Source organism: Paramagnetospirillum kuznetsovii, from assembly GCF_003284725.1.
In the GTDB taxonomy this organism is placed as follows: Bacteria; Pseudomonadota; Alphaproteobacteria; order Rhodospirillales; family Magnetospirillaceae; genus Phaeospirillum; species Phaeospirillum kuznetsovii.
Window position 1 is genome coordinate 35,399 of record NZ_PGTO01000004.1, and the last position, 19,348, is coordinate 54,746.

The 19,348-nt window shown below is 63.9% G+C and carries 14 protein-coding genes; 11 read left to right on the forward strand and 3 right to left on the reverse strand.

Annotated features, from left to right (window positions below; genetic code table 11):
* The first annotated feature begins 40 nt into the window (after window positions 1-40).
* The 8 genes from pdhA to CU669_RS06885 all read left to right on the forward strand — a co-directional run bounded on the left by pdhA (window position 41) and on the right by CU669_RS06885 (window position 7,988).
* The gene (gene pdhA, locus CU669_RS06850; protein ID WP_112143093.1) at window positions 41-1,039 is read left to right on the forward strand and encodes a pyruvate dehydrogenase (acetyl-transferring) E1 component subunit alpha; all 999 of its coding nucleotides are present in this window, start codon (window positions 41-43) and stop codon (window positions 1,037-1,039) included.
* Window positions 1,040-1,058: 19 nt separating this feature from the next.
* Complete coding sequence (locus tag CU669_RS06855) at window positions 1,059-2,417, forward strand: pyruvate dehydrogenase complex E1 component subunit beta (protein WP_112143094.1); 1,359 nt, start codon at window positions 1,059-1,061, stop codon at window positions 2,415-2,417.
* 15 nt (window positions 2,418-2,432) lie between these two features.
* Window positions 2,433-3,707, forward strand: coding sequence for a pyruvate dehydrogenase complex dihydrolipoamide acetyltransferase (locus tag CU669_RS06860; protein WP_112143095.1), 1,275 nt, complete (start codon window positions 2,433-2,435; stop codon window positions 3,705-3,707).
* A gap of 117 nt (window positions 3,708-3,824) precedes the next feature.
* The gene (locus CU669_RS06865) at window positions 3,825-4,400 is read left to right on the forward strand and encodes a hypothetical protein (protein ID WP_112143096.1); all 576 of its coding nucleotides are present in this window, start codon (window positions 3,825-3,827) and stop codon (window positions 4,398-4,400) included.
* Window positions 4,401-4,426: 26 nt separating this feature from the next.
* Complete coding sequence (locus CU669_RS06870; protein ID WP_112143097.1) at window positions 4,427-4,894, forward strand: hypothetical protein; 468 nt, start codon at window positions 4,427-4,429, stop codon at window positions 4,892-4,894.
* Window positions 4,895-4,915: 21 nt separating this feature from the next.
* On the forward strand, window positions 4,916-6,304 hold the full coding sequence (gene lpdA / locus CU669_RS06875) for a dihydrolipoyl dehydrogenase (protein ID WP_112143098.1): 1,389 nt from the start codon (window positions 4,916-4,918) through the stop codon (window positions 6,302-6,304).
* A 75-nt stretch (window positions 6,305-6,379) separates the two neighbouring features.
* Window positions 6,380-7,396, forward strand: a complete 1,017-nt coding sequence (lipA, locus tag CU669_RS06880; RefSeq protein ID WP_456095305.1) for a lipoyl synthase — start codon at window positions 6,380-6,382, stop codon at window positions 7,394-7,396.
* 142 nt (window positions 7,397-7,538) lie between these two features.
* Complete coding sequence (locus tag CU669_RS06885) at window positions 7,539-7,988, forward strand: type II toxin-antitoxin system RatA family toxin (protein WP_112143099.1); 450 nt, start codon at window positions 7,539-7,541, stop codon at window positions 7,986-7,988.
* A gap of 260 nt (window positions 7,989-8,248) precedes the next feature.
* Here the strand turns inward: CU669_RS06885 and CU669_RS06890 are convergent, their stop codons facing one another.
* On the reverse strand, window positions 8,249-8,950 hold the full coding sequence (locus tag CU669_RS06890; protein WP_239988583.1) for a Crp/Fnr family transcriptional regulator: 702 nt from the start codon (window positions 8,948-8,950) through the stop codon (window positions 8,249-8,251).
* Window positions 8,951-8,977: 27 nt separating this feature from the next.
* On the reverse strand, window positions 8,978-10,429 hold the full coding sequence (locus CU669_RS06895) for a methyl-accepting chemotaxis protein (RefSeq protein WP_161539602.1): 1,452 nt from the start codon (window positions 10,427-10,429) through the stop codon (window positions 8,978-8,980).
* 358 nt (window positions 10,430-10,787) lie between these two features.
* On the opposite strand from CU669_RS06895, the gene gltB reads away from it, so the two are divergent.
* The 3 genes from gltB (at window position 10,788) to CU669_RS06910 (ending at window position 18,871) form a co-directional block, all read left to right on the forward strand.
* Window positions 10,788-15,461, forward strand: coding sequence for a glutamate synthase large subunit (gltB, locus tag CU669_RS06900; RefSeq protein WP_205119387.1), 4,674 nt, complete (start codon window positions 10,788-10,790; stop codon window positions 15,459-15,461).
* 1 nt (window position 15,462) lies between these two features.
* Window positions 15,463-16,881: a glutamate synthase subunit beta gene (locus CU669_RS06905; RefSeq protein WP_112143103.1), complete on the forward strand. Its 1,419-nt coding sequence runs from the start codon at window positions 15,463-15,465 to the stop codon at window positions 16,879-16,881.
* Between the two features lie 358 nt (window positions 16,882-17,239).
* Window positions 17,240-18,871: a methyl-accepting chemotaxis protein gene (locus CU669_RS06910; protein WP_239988584.1), complete on the forward strand. Its 1,632-nt coding sequence runs from the start codon at window positions 17,240-17,242 to the stop codon at window positions 18,869-18,871.
* Between the two features lie 80 nt (window positions 18,872-18,951).
* Here the strand turns inward: CU669_RS06910 and CU669_RS06915 are convergent, their stop codons facing one another.
* The gene (locus tag CU669_RS06915) at window positions 18,952-19,263 is read right to left on the reverse strand and encodes an HU family DNA-binding protein (protein ID WP_456095306.1); all 312 of its coding nucleotides are present in this window, start codon (window positions 19,261-19,263) and stop codon (window positions 18,952-18,954) included.
* Window positions 19,264-19,348: the final 85 nt, after the last annotated feature.

Sequence of the window (19,348 nt, forward strand, 5' to 3'; positions counted from 1 at the left end):
ATCCCGTCAGTTCGATGAAACGGGTCCGTGGGAGGAACCTATGGCTGCCAAGAAAAAGGAACGGGGGGTGGTCGAGCCGACCTCCGAGGAACTCATCCGCTATTACCGCGAGATGCTGATGATCCGCCGCTTCGAGGAGAAGGCGGGCCAGCTTTACGGCATGGGGCTGATCAATGGCTTCTGCCACCTCTATATCGGCCAGGAAGCGGTGGTTGTCGGCATGCAGGCGGCGGCGGGTCCGACGGATTCCTGCATCACCTCCTATCGCGACCACGGCCATATGCTGGTCTGCGGCATGGACCCCAAGGGGGTGATGGCCGAGCTGACCGGTCGCGCTGGCGGCTATTCGCGGGGCAAGGGCGGTTCCATGCACATGTTCTCTCGCGAGGCCCGCTTCTACGGCGGCCACGGCATCGTTGGCGCCCAGGTGCCGCTGGGCACCGGTCTCGGCTTCGCCCACAAATACACCAAGGACAACGGCGTCGCGCATGTCTATTGCGGCGACGGCGCGGTCAATCAGGGCCAAGTCTATGAGAGCTTCAATATGGCGTCGCTGTGGAAGCTTCCCGTTGTCTTCGTCATCGAGAACAACAAATACGCCATGGGCACCTCCACCATCCGGCACGCCGCCGGACAGGAGCTGTACATGCGCGGCGCCGCCTACGGCATTCCCGGCGAGGCGGTCAACGGCATGAGCATCATCGCGGTGCGCGAGGCCGCCACCCGCGCCCTGGAACACGCGCGCTCGGGCCAGGGGCCCTATATCCTCGAGATGAACACCTATCGCTATCGCGGCCACTCCATGTCCGACCCGGCCAAGTACCGGAGCAAGGAGGAGGTGACCAAGATGCGTGAACAGCACGATCCCATCGACCAGCTGAAGGACAAGCTGCTGGCCGATGGTCTCATCGACGAAGCCGGGCTGAAGGAGCTGGACCGCGAGGTCAAGGCCATCGTCACCGAGGCGGCCGATTTCTCGCAGACCAGTCCCGAGCCGGATCCGTCCGAGCTGTGGACCGACGTGCTGATCGAAGCTTGAGGCGAGGGGGGTAAAACCAATGCCGATTCAAATTCTGATGCCCGCTCTGTCGCCGACCATGACCGAGGGCAAGCTCGCCAAATGGCTCAAGGCCGAGGGCGATAGGGTGAAGGCCGGCGACGTGCTGGCCGAAATCGAGACCGACAAGGCCACCATGGAGATGGAGGCCGTCGAGGACGGCACCATCGGCAAGATCCTGGTGGCGGGCGGCACCGAAGGCGTCGCCGTCAACACCTGCATCGCGCTGCTGCTGGAAGAGGGCGAGGACGCCGCCTCCCTGAGCACCGCCGCTCCGGCCCCGGCCGTGGCACTCGCCGTGCCAGCTCCGGTGGCCGCGTCACCCGCCGCCGCGCCCATGGCGCCGCCCGTGGCCGACGAGAAGGTCTATGCCAGCTATAAGCGTCAGACGGTGCGTGAAGCCCTGCGCGACGCCATGGCCGAGGAAATGCGGGCCGATCCGTCGGTGTTCCTGCTGGGCGAGGAAGTGGCCCAGTATCAGGGCGCCTATAAGGTCAGCCAGGGTCTGCTGGACGAATTCGGCGCCGAACGGGTGATCGACACCCCCATCACCGAGATGGGCTTCGCCGGTCTGGCCTGCGGTGCCGGTTACGCCGGGCTCAAGCCCATCGTCGAGTTCATGACCATGAACTTCTCCATGCAGGCCATCGACCACGTCATCAACTCGGCCGCCAAGACGCTGTATATGTCCGGTGGCCAGTTGACCTGTCCCATCGTCTTCCGTGGTCCCAACGGCGCGGCGAGCCGCGTCGGTGCCCAGCACAGCCAGGACTACGCCTCGTGGTATGCCCATTGCCCCGGCTTGAAGGTAGTGGCGCCGTGGAGCGCCGCCGACGCCAAGGGTCTGCTCAAGGCCGCCATCCGCGATCCCAATCCGGTGGTGTTCCTGGAAAACGAGCTGCTCTACGGCCAGAGCTTCGATGTGCCCGACGACCCCGATTTCGTCCTGCCCATCGGGCGGGCCAAGATCGAGCGCGCCGGGAATCACGTCACCATCACCGCCTATTCGCGCATGGTGCAGATCGCCCTCGACGCCGCCGAGCTGCTGAAGGCCGACGGCATCGAGGCGGAAGTCATCAATCTGCGCACCATCCGTCCGTTGGACACCGCCACCATCGTGGCCTCGGTCCAGAAGACCAACCGCATCGTCAGCCTGGAAGAGGGCTGGGCCTATGCCGGTATCGGATCGGAAATCGCCGCCGTGATGATGGAACAGGCTTTCGACTGGCTGGATGCTCCGGTGGTCCGTGTCTGTGGCGCCGACGTGCCCATGCCCTATGCCGCCAATCTGGAAAAGCTGGCGCTGCCGCAAGCCGAGCAGGTGGCCGAGGCCGCCCGTTCCGTCTGCTATCGCCGTTAAGAGGGGGGATGTAAGATGCCTGTCCAAATTCTCATGCCCGCCCTCTCGCCGACCATGACCGAGGGAAATCTGGCCAAGTGGCTCAAGAACGAAGGCGATGCCGTCAAGTCCGGCGACATCATCTGCGAGATCGAGACCGATAAGGCGACCATGGAGTTCGAGGCCGTCGACGAGGGAATCATGGGCAAGATCCTGGTTCCCGGCGGCACCTCGGGGGTCAAGGTCAACCAGCCCATCGCCGTCCTGTTGCTGGACGGCGAGGATGCCTCGGCCATCCTAACCCCCTCACCCACCCCAACCCTCCCTCTCCCGCAAGGGGCGAAGGAGGGAGATCGCGCTCCCCAAGCCCCTCTCCCCTCGCGGGAGAGGGGTGGGGGTGAGGGGGGCGCCGGTGATCGCGTCGTCGCCAGTCCGCTGGCCAAGCGCATCGCCAAGGACGCCAATCTCGACCTTAAGGCGGTCAAGGGCTCCGGTCCCTACGGCCGTATCGTGAAGTCGGACGTGGAAGCCGCCATCAAGACCGGTCCGGTCCCGGTCGCCGCGCCTGCCGCCGCCGCGCCCGCCGCCAAGCCCGCTCCGGCGCCCGCCGCCGCCAGCCCGTTCGAGCCCGCCTTCGAGGAGATTCCCAACTCCTCCATGCGAAAGATCATCGCGCGCCGCCTGACCGAGGCCAAATCCACCATTCCGCACTTCTACCTGTCCATCGATTGCGAGTTGGACGCCCTGCTGAAGACTCGTTCCGACCTCAACGGCCGGTCCGACGCCTATAAGCTGTCGGTCAACGACTTCGTGGTCCGCGCCGTGGCGCTCGCCCTGAAGAAGGTGCCCGCCGCCAATGCGTCCTGGGGCGACGAGGCCATCAAGCGCTATACCGACGTGGATGTGTCCGTCGCGGTGGCGACTCCCACCGGCCTGATCACCCCCATCGTCCATCATGCCGACCACAAGGGCCTGGCCGAGATTTCCAACGAGATGAAGTCCCTGGCCGCCAAGGCCCGCGACGGCAAGCTGAAGCCCGAGGAATTCCAGGGCGGCGGCTTCACCATCTCCAATCTCGGCATGTTCGGCATCAAGGATTTCGCCGCCATCATCAACCCGCCCCAGGGCTGCATCCTGGCGGTGGGAGCGGGCGAGCAGCGCCCGGTGGTCAAGAACGGCGCCCTCGCCATCGCCACGGTGATGACCTGCACCCTGTCGGTGGACCATCGGGTGGTCGATGGCGCGGTGGGGGCCGAGTTCCTGTCCGCCTTCAAGAAGCTGATCGAAGATCCGCTGTCCATGCTTCTTTAGGAGGCAGGACATGAGCGAGGGCTTGCCCGAGCGCGGGCGCATTGCGCGCCCCGGAGCTTTAGCGAAGGAAAGCCAAGCGCGCGGAGGCGCGCGCCCGGCGAATGAGGGGCTGAATAAATGAGTCTTAACGCGGCGAAAGCCGCTTTCGACAGCCTCAAATCCGATTTCCGCGACGGCCGCTTCCCCATGATCGGGGCGCGGCTGTGCGGAGAGGCGGTGGAGTGGGGACAGCGGTTGCTGGACCTTTACCGCACCGCCGGTCGCGACGAGCTGGAAAAAGTGGACGCCATGGCCCGCTTCTGGGTGCTGCGCTATCGCGGCATGCCGGAATCGGCGGATCTGACCGGCGCCGATGGGGCCGCCGGATTCGTGATGGCCTTCACCGCCTTTCCTTATCTCGACCTCATGATGGAGGCTTGGGAATTGGGAGAGCCGGTGGAGGAGGGCGCCGATCGGCTGCGGCTGCGCGCCCTGTTCGACGGCAAGGACGAAGGCGACGTGGTGACGGCGGTTCGCTCCGCCCTGGGATGGAGCTTCGATCTCATGGGGCTTTACCGCGCCAAGGCACGGACCTTCGAGAACTTCATCAATGTGGAATACGGCGATTTCGACAGTTTCGTCGATTACTACGTGGCCGAGCACGATCTGGATTTCAACTTCGAACAAGCATGGCGGCCGCTGATCGGCGCCTGAAGAAAAGACGAGCGGGAGGCAGTGTCATGGGGCTGAGAATCAGGGAGTTGCCGCGACCGGCGGGCTTCACGCCGACGCCGTTCCCGGTGGGCAGCGCCGCCGACCGGTCGGCCCTGGCCGGACTGGTGGCCATGATCGAGAACAATCCCGCCTTCTGCAATCGCGGCGTCCTGCCGGAAGAGCAGGAGCGCTGCTACCGCGCCGTGGTGGACGCCAAGCGGCTGGTGGCCGATACCGCAGAGTTGCTGCCGCCCGGCGCGCCGGGTCTGGACCTGCTGACGGCCATCGGCTCGGCTTGTCGCAAATATGTTTCCGAGGCTGATTCCTGGGACCGCCGGACTGGTCGGCGCTACCAGATGCCCACTTTCGTGTTCTTCCAGTTGCTCGGGGCCTTCCGGGAATTGCTGGGCATGCATGTCTGGCGGCTGGCCGAGGCCTATGACCTCGAAATCGAGGGCCGCCTTAATCTCATCTTCCCCGGCGCTGCCGACTAAACGACATTCAGGAGACTTCCCATGGCCGATAACAGCTTCGACCTCATCGTCATCGGCGGCGGCCCCGGCGGCTATGTGGCCGCCATCCGCGCCGCCCAACTGGGCATGAAGACCGCGCTGGTGGAGCGCGAGCATCTGGGCGGCATCTGCCTCAACTGGGGCTGCATTCCCACCAAGGCGCTGCTGCGCTCGGCCGAGATCTATCGCAACATGCAGCATGCCGAGTCCTATGGCCTGGCGGCGCCCGGCGCGACATTCGATCTTGCCAAGATCGTGGCGCGTTCGCGCGGCGTCTCGGCCCAGTTGCAGGGCGGCGTCAAGCATCTGCTCAAGAAGAACAAGGTGACCGTCATCGACGGGACGGCGAAGCTGGCCGGAGGCGGCAAGGTCGCCATCGCGGGCAAGGAAACCATCTCGGCTCCCCATATCATCCTGGCCACCGGCGCTCGCGCCCGCGTCCTGCCCGGCTTCGAGCCCGACGGCAAGTTCATCTGGACCTATAAGGAAGCGCTGGTGCCCGACACCATGCCGAAAAGCCTGCTGGTGATCGGCTCGGGCGCCATCGGCATCGAATTCGCCAGCTTCTTCAACGCGCTGGGCGCCCAGGTCACGGTGGCCGAGGCCATGGACCGCGTCCTGCCGGTGGAAGACGCCGAGATCAGCGCCATGGCCCAGAAGAGCTTCGAGAAGCAGGGGATGAAGATCCTGACCTCGGCCAATATCAAGGGCATCAAGAAGGGTGCCGCCAATGTCACGGTGACCATCGAGGCGGGCGGCAAGACCCATGAGGTAGTGGTGGACCGCGTCATCACCGCCATCGGCATCGTCGGCAATGTGGAAAACATCGGCCTCGAAGCCACCAAGATCAAGGTGGAGAAGACCCACGTCATCACCGATCCCTATTGCCGCACCGACGAGCCGGGCATCTATGCCATCGGCGACATCGCGGGCGCGCCCTGGCTTGCCCACAAGGCCAGCCACGAAGCCATCATCTGCGTCGAGAAGATCAAGGGCCTGCCCAATGTTCACCCCCTCGAGATGATGAAGATTCCGGGCTGCACCTATTGCCATCCCCAGGTGGCCTCGGTGGGCATGTCGGAGGCCAAGGCCAAGGCCAAGGGCTATGACGTCAAGGTCGGCCGTTTCCCCTTCATGGCCAACGGCAAGGCCATCGCCCTGGGTGAGACCGAGGGCATGGTCAAGACCGTGTTCGACGCCAAGACCGGCGAATTGCTGGGCGCCCATATGATCGGCGCCGAGGTCACCGAGTTGATCCAGGGCTATGTGGTCGCCAAGACCCTGGAAACCACCGAGGCCGAGCTGATGCACACCGTCTTCCCGCATCCGACCCTGTCGGAAATGATGCATGAGTCGGTGCTGGACGCCTATGGGCGGGCGGTGCATTTCTAAATCGGCAATTTTCACCACGAAGGCACGAAGGGGCACGAAGAAGACGCAAAGATTTCTTCGTGTTCCTTCGTGCCTTTGCGCCTTCGTGGTTCAGAAAACCTTGACCTGCACCCAATGCTGGACGATATCCAAACCATGAGTGACACGCAGCCCCTCCGCCATCCGGAAAAAGCCCGCAAGCCGGACCAGATCAGCCCGCGCAAGCCCGCCTGGATCCGGGTCAAGGCCCCCACCTCGGAAGAGGCGGCGGAGGTGCGTCGGCTGATGCGCGACAAGAACCTGCACACCGTCTGCGAAGAGGCCGCCTGCCCCAATATCGGCGAATGCTGGAAGCACAAGCACGCCACCTTCATGATCCTGGGCGACACCTGCACCCGGGCCTGCGCCTTCTGCAACGTCAAGACCGGCAACCCCAAGGGCGCCCTCGATCAGGCCGAGCCCGACAATCTGGCGGACTCGGTCAAGGCCATGGGGCTCAAGCATGTGGTCATCACCTCGGTGGATCGCGACGATCTGGCCGATGGCGGCGCGTCCCAGTTCGTCGCCTGCATCGAGCGCATCCGCGCCCTGACGCCCGACTGCACCATCGAGGTGCTGACCCCCGATTTCCGCGACAAGGGCGACGGGCCGGAAGTCATCGCGCGCGCCAAGCCCGACGTCTTCAATCACAATCTGGAGACGGTGCCGCGCCTCTATCCTGGCATCCGGCCCGGCGCGCGCTACTTCGAATCCCTGCGTCTGCTGCAAAGGGTCAGGCAGACTGACCCATCCATCTTCACCAAGTCCGGCATCATGGTCGGCCTGGGGGAAACGCGGGTGGAAGTGCTTCAGGTGATGGATGACATGCGCTCGGCCGGGGTGGATTTCATGACCATTGGCCAATATTTGCAGCCCACCCTCAAGCATGTGGCGGTGGACCGTTTCGTCACGCCCGAGGAATTCGACGATTACCGCGCCGTGGCCCAGGCCAAGGGGTTCCTGATGGTGGCGGCGACGCCGCTGACGCGCTCAAGCCACCACGCCGACCGCGATTTCGAGGCATTGCGCGCCGAACGTCAACGACGCAGTCATGTCGGTGGAACACTGACGTGATCCACCTGTCCCTCAATCGCCGGGCGCTCGCTCCGCTCCCTTGGCTCCCGCCGCACGAGCGGCGCCGGGCCTTGCCCGCAACTCCTCGCCCCGCAACTCCTCGCCAATGAAGAACTCATTGGCTCGTCGGATTTAAGGCTGAATGCCCACCCACGCGGAACAGCGCATCCTCCCCTATACGCCGGAACAGCTGTTTCAGTTGGTGGCCGATGTGGAGAAGTATCCTGAATTCTTGCCGTGGTGCGTGGCGTCGCGCATCCGCCGTCGCGAGGGCCAGGTGTTCTTTGCCGATCTGGTGATCGGCTTCAAGTTGATCCGCGAGCGCTTCACCTCGAAGGTCACGCTCAACGGGCCGGATCGGGTGGACGTGACCTATACCGAGGGGCCGTTCCATCATCTCAACAACCACTGGATCTTCCGCCGCCAGCCAGACGGCGGCACCGAGATCGACTTCTATGTGGATTTCGAATTCAAATCCAAGCTGCTGCAGACCGTCATCGGCGCCCTGTTCAATGAGGCGGTCAAGCTGATGGTGTCGTCCTTCGAGAAGCGGGCGCGGCAGCTCTACGGTCCCGACGGGCGGAACATATGACCCTTTGGCGGCCGGGACGGCCGCGCTCCAAACGGGGGGCGCGGGCATCCTTCCCGCATCCAACATGAAAAAGCCCCCGGCGCATGCACGGCGCCGGGGGGCTTTTGCCCAGAGGTAGTGCCCCAAAAGTCACCCTCGGGCCCGTCTCGGTCCCGTTCGTTCGTTCAGAGGAGGGGACGGACTTCTCGAAATATGTGACGGGTGCATCCTAGATGGGGGCGCCGGGAGCGTCTGTGAAGACGCTCACAGAAGAAATGAACTCACGGCGGCGAGGCGAAATCGTCCAGCGCCTGGGTCTTGTTCAAGGTGATCTGACCGCGCCCCAGGGTGACGATGCCCGCCTGTTCCCATTTGGACAGCACCTTGTTGACGCTTTCGCGGCTGATGCCCAGATGGTCGGCCACTTCCTGCTGCGACAGCCGGATGGTGCTGGGGCCCTTGGCCTGGGTCTGGCTCCCCAGGGTGGATTTCAGCATGAGAAGATGCTTGGCCAACCGCGACGGCAGCGACAGGAAGACCACGTCTTCCAGAAGGTCGTCGGCACGCCGCACCCGGTCGCACAGCACGGTCAGAAGGTGCAATGCCTGGATGGGGTGGCGTTGCAGGAAGGCGTTGACGTCCTTGCGCTCCAGGGCCAGCAATTCGCTGGCCTCCATGGCGGTGGCGTCGGCCGAGCGCACGCCCCCGTCCAGCACGGCGATCTCGCCGAACAACTCGCCCGGCTTGATCATGCCGTAGGTGACCTCGCGGCCCTCCACCGACAGAACGCCGATGCGGATCAACCCCTTGGCCACCAGATACAGCCGGTCGCCGGGATCGCCCTTGGAGAACAGCACCTCGCGGGCATCGACCTTGACGCTCTTGGCCTTGACCGCCAGTTCGTCCAGCAGGGTCGGGGGAATGGCGGAGAACAGCGGGGTGCTGGCCAGCATCTCGCGTCGCTTTTGCACGGATTCAGTCATGGGCCGCCCGATTCCTCCCTTGCTGCCTTATTCCATATGCTGGAGACGGTCGAGATATTGATCCACCTCGGTGCGCATGATGGCGGCCTTGACGGACAGAGCATCGGCGGAGCGGTTGAGCTCGCTGGCCGCGCTGCTGGAAACGCCCAGCGCCTCGATGGCGCTGTTGACCGAGGAGGTCACCGCCTTGGCTCCCGCCGCCGCCTCGGCCACATGACCGGCAATGGTCGAGGTGGCGCCGGTTTGGGCCTCCACCGATTCGCGCACTTCGGTGGCCACCTGGTTGATGGCGGCCACCGAGTCGACGGTGCGGTTGATGGTGTTGACCGCTTCGCTGGTGGCCTGGACCGCCTCGCTGACCGAATGAGCGATTTCCTTGGTGGCGCGGCTGGTCTGCTCGGACAGGTTCTTGATTTCCTGGGCGACCACGGCGAAGCCGCGGCCCGCCGCGCCAGCCCGCGCCGCCTCGATGGTGGCGTTCAGGGCCAGCATGCGGGTTTGGCGGGCGATGGTGTCGATGGTCTCGCCGATCTTGCCGATGCGGCTGGCCACGTCCAGCATTTGCCGCATGGCGGAATCGGTGGCCCGCGCCGCATCGGCGGCCTGTTCCGCCGCCTGCGAGGTGCGGACCACATTGTCGCGGATATGGCCGATGGAGGTCGCCAGTTGGTTGGTGTTGTTGGAGATATTGTCGACGCTGTACGAGGCTTCCTCGGCGGCGGCGGCCATGTTCACCGTCTCGAAGTCCATGTGCGACAGGCGGCGCAGCATCTCGTCGGAATGGGTCTTGAGCTCCACCGCCATGGCGCCCACTTCCTCCACCACCTTCTTGATGGACTTCTCGAAGGCGCTGGCCAAGTCCTGGGCCACCTTGGCGCGGTTCTGGGTGGCGGCGGCGAAATAGTCGTGGGTGACCACCGACTGGTCCAGCATCACCACCCGCTGAAGGGCGGAGGATACGGTTTCCGATCCCCGCTTGTTGCGAAAGATGATGGTGAGGGCGCGGCTGGACCCGGCGGCCGCCATGGCCTGATACCACGAGGCGCCGAGATCCATATAGGCCAGCATGAAGCCCAGCTGCTGGGCGGTGGCGTTGTAATCGGCGGTGAATTCGCCGCGATACAGATTGCGCCAATGTTCCGTCAGCACGCCCGACAGGGTGGCCTTGGCGTCGTCGGTCAGCTTTTCACCGAAGGGGGGGAATTGCTGCACCCAATCGAGTGACTCGGCCACAAGATTTTCTATGTCGCGAACCACTTGGCTGGAGGCTTCGCGGAGGGCGGCGCTGACCTCGGGGGTGACCGAGAACAGCTTCAGGTTTAGGGCGACGCGCTCTGTCATGCTCATGGTGGGAGCTGCGTCCACCGTCGGCCCGGAATCGTCGTCGAAAAACAGGTCTCCACCGCCGATGGGCGTCGCGCCGCAGGTGGAAGGGGGCGGTGTCGGTTCGTCGCCGAAAAGTTCGAAATCGTCACTCATAATGATTGTCGCCGTCCTTAAACTCGCGTCCCCATCCTCGCGTTTCGAGGGCGATCCCCTGTCTTCAACAATCCGCATCATCCATGTATGCGGCTGGTCCCACCTGTCCGGACAATACCGTCAGTGTGCACGCGACGAAAGGGAAACTTGGCCGAATCGCGGTGGTTGGAACGCGCGGAGATGCCGATGATGTTTCCTGCTCTTGGCGAAGTCGCCGGAATGTCTTATGAAGGCTGCTTGGCTGATCACGGGCGGTGTGATCGGACAAGGGATGTCGTGCCTTTAAATAGGGACGGATGTGTTGATATTTCCTCGGAAATCCTAGGTTTCCGCGGGGGCGAAAAGGAATCTGGTGAAGATGAGCGGATTGCCGGAAGCACAGGGCCTCTACGACCCTCGCCATGAGCACGACGCATGTGGTGTCGGCTTCATTGTCGATATCAAGAACCGCAAGTCTCACGACATCGTGCGGGACGGGTTGGAGATTCTCGTCAATCTCACCCATCGCGGCGCCGTCGGCGCCGACCCGAAAGCCGGTGACGGCGCCGGAATCCTGATTCAGCTTCCCGATGCCTTCCTGCGCCAGGAAGCGGCTTCGAATGGCATCACCCTGCCGCCCGAGGGCTCCTATGGCGCCGGTTGCGTGTTTCTGCCCCAGGACGCCGCCATCCGCAAGGCCTGCGAGGAGCATTTCGAGTCCCTGATCCGCGCCGAGGGCCAGGTGGTCCTGGGCTGGCGCGACGTGCCCACCGACACTTCCAGCCTGGGCCATTCCGTGCTGCCGACAGTCCCCGTGGTGCGCATGATCTTCATCGGCATGGGCGCCGGTCTCAAGGATCAGCAGGCCTTCGAGCGCAAGCTGTTCGTCATCCGCAAGCTGGTGTTCAACCGGGCTCCGGTGGGCTCGGAGCGCGATTTCTACATTCCGTCCCTGTCGACCCGCACCCTGATCTATAAGGGCATGCTGCTGGCCGATCAGGTGGGCGTGTTCTACAAGGAACTGAGCGACCAGCGCATGACCAGCGCCCTGGCCATGGTGCATCAGCGCTTCTCCACCAACACCTTCCCCAGCTGGCGTCTGGCCCATCCCTTCCGCATGATCTGCCACAACGGCGAGATCAACACGCTGCGCGGCAATCTCAACTGGATGAATGCCCGACGCCAGACCATGTCGTCGGATATCCTCGGCGATGATCTGGCCAAGCTGTGGCCGCTGATCCCGGAAGGCCAGTCGGATTCCGCCTGTTTCGACAATGCGCTGGAACTCCTGGTCATGGGCGGCTATTCGCTGGCCCAGGCCATGATGATGCTGGTGCCGGAAGCGTGGTCGGGCAATCCGCTGATGGACGACAAGCGCAAGGCCTTCTACGAGTATCACGCCGCCCTGATGGAGCCGTGGGACGGCCCGGCGGCGGTGTGCTTCACCGACGGCCGCCAAATCGGCGCCACCCTGGACCGCAACGGTCTGCGTCCGGCCCGCTATCTGGTCACCACCGACGACAAGTTCATGATGGCGTCCGAGATGGGCGTCCTCACCATTCCGGAAGAGCGTATCAAGAAGAAGTGGCGCCTGCAGCCCGGCAAGATGCTGCTGATCGATCTGGAACAGGGCCGCATCATCGACGACGCCGAGATCAAGGCGAAGCTGGCCGACGAGAAGCCCTATGCCGAGTGGCTGCGCCAGTCGCAGATCATGCTGGAAGACGTCGCCATCGACGTGAAGACCGTCCAGCCCGATCCCGCGACCCTGCTCAAGCGCCAGCAGGTGTTCGGCTATACCCAGGAAGACGTCAAGTTCCTGATGCAGCCCATGGCGGTGACCGGCCAGGAAGCGGTGGGCTCCATGGGCACCGATACCCCCATCGCGGTGCTGTCGGCGCGGCCCAAGCTGCTGTTCAACTACTTCAAGCAATGCTTCGCCCAGGTGACCAATCCGCCCATCGATTCCATCCGCGAGGAATCGGTGATGAGCCTGGTCTCCCTGATCGGCCCGCGCCCCAACCTGCTGGGCCTCGGTCGCGAGGGCGGTCACGCCAAGCGGCTGGAAGTGCGCCAGCCCATCCTCACCAACGAGGATCTGGAGAAGATCCGCCGCATCGAGACTCTGTCCGATTCCGGCTTCAAGTCGGTGACCATCGACATCACCTGGCCCGCCGCCGAAGGCCCGGACGGGCTGGAAGCCGCCCTGGCCGGTATCTGTCGTCAGGCCAAGGGCAAGGTGGCCGAGGGCTTCAACATCATCGTGCTGTCCGACCGTTCGGTCGGTCCCGACAACGTGCCGATTCCGTCGCTGCTGGCGGTGTCGGCCGTGCATCACTTCCTGATCCGCGAGGGTCTGCGCACCAAGGCCGGACTGGTGGTGGAAACCGGCGAGGCGCGCGAGATTCATCACATGTGCGTGCTGGCCGGTTATGGCGCCGAGGCGATCAACCCCTATCTCGCCTTCGAGACGCTGGAGGAGATGCGCCCCAATCTGCCAGAGAAATTGGACTCCCACGAGGTCCAGAAGCGCTACATCAAGGCCATGGACAAGGCTATCCTCAAGGTGATGGCCAAGATGGGCATCTCCACCTATCAGTCCTATTGCGGCGCCCAGATTTTCGACGCCATCGGTCTGGCCGGTCCCTTCGTCAACACCTATTTCGCGGGCACCGCCAGCCGCATCGAGGGCATCTCGCTGGCTGGCGTTGCCGAGGAAGCGGTGCGCCGCCACAAGATCGCCTATTCCGACGCGCCCATCTATCGCAATTCCCTGGATGTGGGCGGCGAATACGCGGTTCGTCTGCGCGGCGAGGCCCATGCCTGGACCAGCGAGACCATCGCCGCCATGCAGCACGCGGTGCGCTCGGGCTCCATGGACAAGTTCCGCGAATTCAGCCGCGCCATCGACGATCAAAGCCAACGGCTGCTGACCTTGCGCGGCCTGTTCAAGATCAAGCCGGCGGGCAATGGCGTGCCGCTGGACGAGGTCGAGCCCGCCAAGGAGATCGTCAAGCGCTTCGCCACCGGCGCCATGTCGTTCGGCTCCATCTCGGCCGAGGCCCATACCACGCTGGCCATCGCCATGAACCGCATCGGCGGCAAGTCCAATACCGGCGAGGGCGGCGAGGAGCCGGAACGCTTCACTCCCATGGCCAATGGCGATTCCATGCGCTCGGCCATCAAGCAGGTGGCGTCGGGCCGGTTCGGCGTCACAGCCGAATACCTGGCCAATGCCGACGACATTCAGATCAAGATGGCCCAGGGCGCCAAGCCCGGCGAGGGCGGCCAGCTGCCCGGCCACAAGGTTGACAAGGTCATCGCCCGGGTGCGTCATTCCACCCCCGGCGTCGGCCTGATCAGCCCGCCGCCGCACCACGACATCTATTCCATCGAGGATCTGGCCCAGCTGATCTTCGATCTGAAGAACGTCAATCCGGCGGCCCGCATCTCGGTCAAGCTGGTCTCGGAAGTGGGCGTCGGCACCGTGGCGGCGGGCGTGTCCAAGGCCAAGGCCGACCACGTCACCATTTCCGGCTTCGACGGCGGCACCGGCGCCTCGCCGCTGACCTCCATCAAGCATGCCGGTTCCCCCTGGGAAATCGGTCTGGCGGAAACCCATCAGACCCTGGTGCTGAATCAGTTGCGCGGCCGCATCGCCGTGCAGTGCGACGGCGGCCTGCGCACTGGTCGCGACGTGGTGATCGCCGCCCTGCTGGGCGCCGATGAATTCGGCTTCGCCACCGCGCCCTTGATCGCGGCGGGCTGCATCATGATGCGCAAGTGTCACCTCAACACCTGTCCGGTGGGCGTCGCCACCCAGGATCCGGAACTGCGCAAGCGGTTCAGCGGTCAGCCGGAACACGTCATCAACTACTTCTTCTTCGTCGCCGAGGAAGTGCGCGAATTGATGGCCTCGCTTGGCGTGCGCAAGATGGAGGAACTGACCGGCCGTTCCGATCTGCTGGACGTCAATGACGCGGTGGAGCATTGGAAGGCCAAGGGTCTGGACTTCACCAAGCTGTTCCACAAGATTCCCGCCGGTCCCGATGTGGCGACCCGCAATGTGGAGCCGCAGGAACACGACGTCCACGACGTTCTGGATCGCGAACTGATCGCCGAGTCCAAGGCGGCCCTGGACGACCGGGTCTCGGTGCGCCTCACCAAGAAGGCGCGCAATTTCAACCGCACCATCGGCGCCATGTTGTCGGGCGAGGTGGCCAAGCGGTTCGGCCATGCCGGGCTGCCCGGCGACACCATTCACGTCAAGCTGGAAGGCACGGCGGGGCAGAGCTTCGGCGCCTTCCTGGCCCGTGGCGTGTCGCTGGAGCTGGAAGGCGAGGCCAACGACTACGTGGGCAAGGGCATCTCGGGCGGCCGCATCGTCATCTATCCGCCCAAGGTCTCCAAGATCGTCGCCGAGGACAATATCATCGTCGGCAATACCGTGCTTTATGGCGCCGTCGAAGGGGAATGCTACTTCCGTGGCGTCGGTGGCGAACGCTTTGCCGTGCGCAATTCCGGTGCCATCGCGGTGGTGGAAGGGGTCGGCGACCACGGCTGCGAATACATGACCGGCGGCGTTGTCCTGGTCATCGGCCAGACCGGGCGCAATTTCGCCGCCGGTATGTCGGGCGGCGTCGCCTATGTGCTGGACGAGGCGGGCGATTTCGCCAAGCGCTGCAACATGTCCATGGTGGAGCTGGAGCCGGTGGCGGCCGAGGAAGACGCCAACGTCAAGCACGAGAACCAGGCGGGCGATCTGGAAGGCCACGGCCTCGTGGAACTGATGGGCGACATGACCCGCGACGACGCGTCGCGCATCCAGGCGCTGCTGCGCAATCACCAGCACTATACGGGCAGCAAGCGCGCCCACGACATCTTGCTGCACTGGGAGTACTACATGCCCAAATTCGTCAAGGTGATGCCGGTGGATTACCGTCGCGCCCTGCTCGAAATGCAACAAAAGGCCCAAGCGCCCAAAGCCGCTGCCGGCGGCTTCACCGCCAATCAACATGGTAGCGGGCCTGTGGCCCGTGGGGGAGGGCGCTGACATGGGAAAGCCGACCGGTTTCAAGGAATACGCCCGCCAGACTCCCGGCTACGAGAAGCCGGAGGAGAGGGTTCGCCACTATAACGAATTCACCAAGCCGCTGTCGGCCGACGAGCTGAAGCTGCAAGGGGCGCGCTGCATGGATTGCGGCATTCCCTTCTGTCACCAGGGATGCCCGGTCAACAACATCATCCCGGACTGGAACGATCTGGTCTATCGCGACCGTTGGCGCGAGGCTCTCGATGTTCTGCATTCCACCAACAACTTCCCGGAATTCACCGGGCGTATTTGTCCGGCACCTTGCGAGGCCGCCTGCACGCTCAACCTCACCGACGCGCCGGTCGCCATCAAGACCATCGAACAGGCCATCGTCGAGAAGGGCTGGGCCGAAGGTTGGGTCAAGCCCGATACCTCCAAGCCCAAGACCGGCAAGAAGGTCGCCGTGGTCGGTGGCGGCCCGGCCGGAATGGCGGCGGCGCAGCAGCTGGCCCGCGCCGGACACTCGGTGACCCTGTTCGAGAAGAATGCCAAGGTCGGCGGCCTTTTGCGCTATGGCATCCCGGACTTCAAGCTGGACAAGGCGGTGATCGACCGCCGCGTGGCCCAGATGGTGGCGGAAGGCGTTAGCCTGCGGACCAATGCCCATGTGGGCGTCAGCGTTTCGCCCAAGGAATTGCTGGACGGCTACCACGCCGTGCTGCTGACCGGCGGCTCGGAAAAGCCCCGTGATCTGCCGGTGCCGGGCCGCGATCTGGACGGCGTTCATTTCGCCATGGATTTCCTCACCCAGCAGAACCGCCGCAATGGCGACGAGCCGGTGGGTGTGGCCGACATCTCGGCCAAGGGCAAGAAGGTGGTGGTTATCGGCGGCGGCGACACCGGCGCCGACTGCGTCGGCACCTCGAACCGTCAGGGCGCCGCCTCGGTGACCCAGATCGAAATCATGCCCAAGCCCCCTGAAAAGGAAGACAAGGGCATGTCCTGGCCGCTGTGGCCCAATCGGCTGCGCACCTCGTCCTCCCATGACGAGGGCTGCCAGCGCCGCTGGGCGGTCTCCACCGCCGCCTTCCGGGGCGCGGGTGGCAAGGTGATCGGGCTTGACTGCTTCGAGGTCGATAGCAAGTTCCAGCCGATTTCCGGAACGGAATTCAAATTGGATGCCGATCTGGTGCTGCTGGCCATGGGCTTCGTCCATCCCGTTCACGAAGGTCTGGTGGATGGCCTTGGCCTGGAAAAGGATGGTCGCGGCAACGTCAAGGCCGATACCGTCCAATATGTTACCTCCAATCCCAAGATCTTCGCCGCCGGGGATATCCGCCGTGGCCAGAGCCTGGTGGTCTGGGCCATTCGAGAAGGCCGTCAGGCGGCTCGGTCGGTCGATCTCTTCTTGATGGGGAAGAGCGACTTGCCGCTCTGCTGATCTGATTTTGGACCAAGCAAACCCTCCCGCGAGCGGGAGGGTTTTTTTCTTTGGATCTTCCGACAAGTAATCAGACGACAATAAACAGTCAGCGTGCTGCTCATTCTGCTCGGCGATGCTGTAATGGGCGCGCCAAACACAGTTATGTTGCGGTCATAAACAATCATCTGCAAAAACAAATCCGGTGATCGAGGTCAAATGTCGAACTATTTTAGCGCGCAGTTGACGGATATCCATGGGATGCCTTACAAAATGTGGCGGAATTGTGCGCATGCGACGCTTTTTTGGGGTTTAGGGCGGAATGGTTGTCGATAATCTTCGTTTTAAGATCAAAATACTCCTCATCGTTGCAGTGTCGGTGCTGGGCATCGGTGTGGTGATCCTGCTGAATTTGGGGAATCTCCGCCAAGAGCTGCTGGAGGCGCGGCAACTGAAGACGCAGCATGTGGTGGAAACCGCCCACAGCATGATCGGCTTCTACGTCAAGGAAGCCAAGGAAGGCCGGATGCCCGCCGACGCCGCACAGGCCGCCGCCATCGAAGTGATCAAATCGCTTCGCTACGGCGGAACCGAATACTTTTGGATCAACAGTCTGGCCGGCCAGATGGTGGTCCATCCCATACGCCCCGATATGGCGGGCAAGGATCTGCGCAGCATGGCCGATCCCGACGGCAAGCTGTTCTTCAACGAAATGATCGACGTGGTGAAGCGGGATAAGGCCGGATTCGTCTCGTATCTGTGGCCGAAGCCCGGATTCGAAAAGCCGGTTCCCAAGCTCTCCTACGTCAAGGGGATTGAAGAATGGGGCTGGCTGGTGGGCTCGGGCATCTATATCGACGACGTCGATGCCACCTTCCGCGCCAAGCTGATCACCACCGGCGGCGTGGCCGCCGCCATCCTGTTCTGTGTGCTGTTCGTGTCCTGGTATATCGGCAACGGCATCGTCACCGGCATGGCGAGCCTGACCGGCGGCATTCGCAAGCTCGCCGACGGCGATACCTCGGTTCAGTTCGACGGCGCCGGTCGCAAGGACGAGATCGGCGATCTGGTCCACGCCGCCGAGGTGTTCCGCACCAGTTCGCTGGAAGTGGCCCGCATGTCCGAGGAGCGGGCCGCCCTGCGCCGTCAGGCCGAGAGTGATCGCAAGGCGACCCTGGACGGTTTGGCCGCCGGCCTGGAATCCGGCGTCAAGTCGACGGTGGTGACCGTCAGCCAATCCGCCGACCGCATGCGCGGCAATGCCACCGCCATGTCGGGCGCCATTGAATCCGCCTCGAACGAGACCCAGGCCATTGCCGCGGCGGCGCAACAGACCAGCGTCAATGTGGAAACCGTCGCGGCGGCGGCGGAGGAACTCAGCGCCTCCATCAGCGAAATCGGCTCCCAGGTCGGGCAAAGCACCTCCATCGCCCGCTCGGCGGTGGATGCGGCCAGGCGCACCGACGGCGTGGTTCGGGGGTTGTCCGAGGCCGCCAGCCGCATCGGCGAGGTGGTCAGCCTCATCAACGATATCGCCGGTCAAACCAATCTGCTGGCCCTGAACGCGACCATCGAAGCCGCCCGGGCCGGGGAGGCGGGCAAGGGATTCGCCGTGGTTGCCAATGAGGTCAAGCACCTCGCCAGCCAGACCGCCAAGGCCACCGACGAGATCGCCAATCAAATCTCGTCCATTCAGACCACCACCGGCGAGGCGGTGGAGGCCATTGAAGAGATCGGGCGCACCATCGGCCGCATGGACGAAATCGCCTCGACCATCTCGGAAGCGGTGACGCAGCAAGGGGCCGCCACCCAGGAGATCACCCGCAACGTGCACGAGGCCGCCGCCGGTGCCCGCGAAGTCTCGGGTCTTATCACCTCGGTCAGTCGTACTACGGAAGAGGCGGGAATGTCGGCGCGGGAAATGCTTCAGGCCGCCGACGGCCTTGCTGGCGAGGCAGATACGCTGCGCCAGGGTGTCGATCGCTTCCTAGCGGAAATCCGCGCGATGTAATCGGCTGTGGCAAGACTCTCATGCAAAAGGCCCTCGGAGTTCCCTCCGAGGGCCTTGGCATTTTACCCAATGGGTCGGGATCAGCCGTTGACGGCGTCCTTCAGACCCTTGCCGGCAGTGAACTTCGGCGCCTTGGAGGCGGCGATCTTGATGGTCGCGCCGGTGCGGGGATTGCGGCCTTCCTTGGCGGCGCGCTGCGTCACCGAGAAGGAACCGAAACCAACCAGGCGGACATCGTCGCCAGCCTTCAGAGCCGCGGTGATGGCGGCAAAAGTAGCATCGACCACAGAGTCGGACGCAGCCTTGGACAGACCGCTCAGCTCGGCAACCTTGTTCACCAGATCCTGCTTGTTCATGAGACCCCCGTTTGAATATCGTGACGCGAAGAAAATGACATGACCGTCGCCGACGTCAACCCTTGATTCAGGGCAACATGGCTCGGTCCGTCGGAAACACTACCAGCAGCGCCTTGCCTCA

Coding starts and splice junctions, on each gene's coding strand:
- CU669_RS06895 (WP_161539602.1), bottom strand. CDS start 10,429: ATGAGTGACGATTTCGAACTTTTCGGCGACGAACCGACACCGCCCCCT.
- CU669_RS06855 (WP_112143094.1), top strand. CDS start 1,059: ATGCCGATTCAAATTCTGATGCCCGCTCTGTCGCCGACCATGACCGAG.
- CU669_RS06860 (WP_112143095.1), top strand. CDS start 2,433: ATGCCTGTCCAAATTCTCATGCCCGCCCTCTCGCCGACCATGACCGAG.
- CU669_RS06890 (WP_239988583.1), bottom strand. CDS start 8,950: ATGACTGAATCCGTGCAAAAGCGACGCGAGATGCTGGCCAGCACCCCG.
- gltB (WP_205119387.1), top strand. CDS start 10,788: ATGAGCGGATTGCCGGAAGCACAGGGCCTCTACGACCCTCGCCATGAG.
- CU669_RS06870 (WP_112143097.1), top strand. CDS start 4,427: ATGGGGCTGAGAATCAGGGAGTTGCCGCGACCGGCGGGCTTCACGCCG.
- CU669_RS06885 (WP_112143099.1), top strand. CDS start 7,539: ATGCCCACCCACGCGGAACAGCGCATCCTCCCCTATACGCCGGAACAG.
- CU669_RS06905 (WP_112143103.1), top strand. CDS start 15,463: ATGGGAAAGCCGACCGGTTTCAAGGAATACGCCCGCCAGACTCCCGGC.
- CU669_RS06865 (WP_112143096.1), top strand. CDS start 3,825: ATGAGTCTTAACGCGGCGAAAGCCGCTTTCGACAGCCTCAAATCCGAT.
- lpdA (WP_112143098.1), top strand. CDS start 4,916: ATGGCCGATAACAGCTTCGACCTCATCGTCATCGGCGGCGGCCCCGGC.
- pdhA (WP_112143093.1), top strand. CDS start 41: ATGGCTGCCAAGAAAAAGGAACGGGGGGTGGTCGAGCCGACCTCCGAG.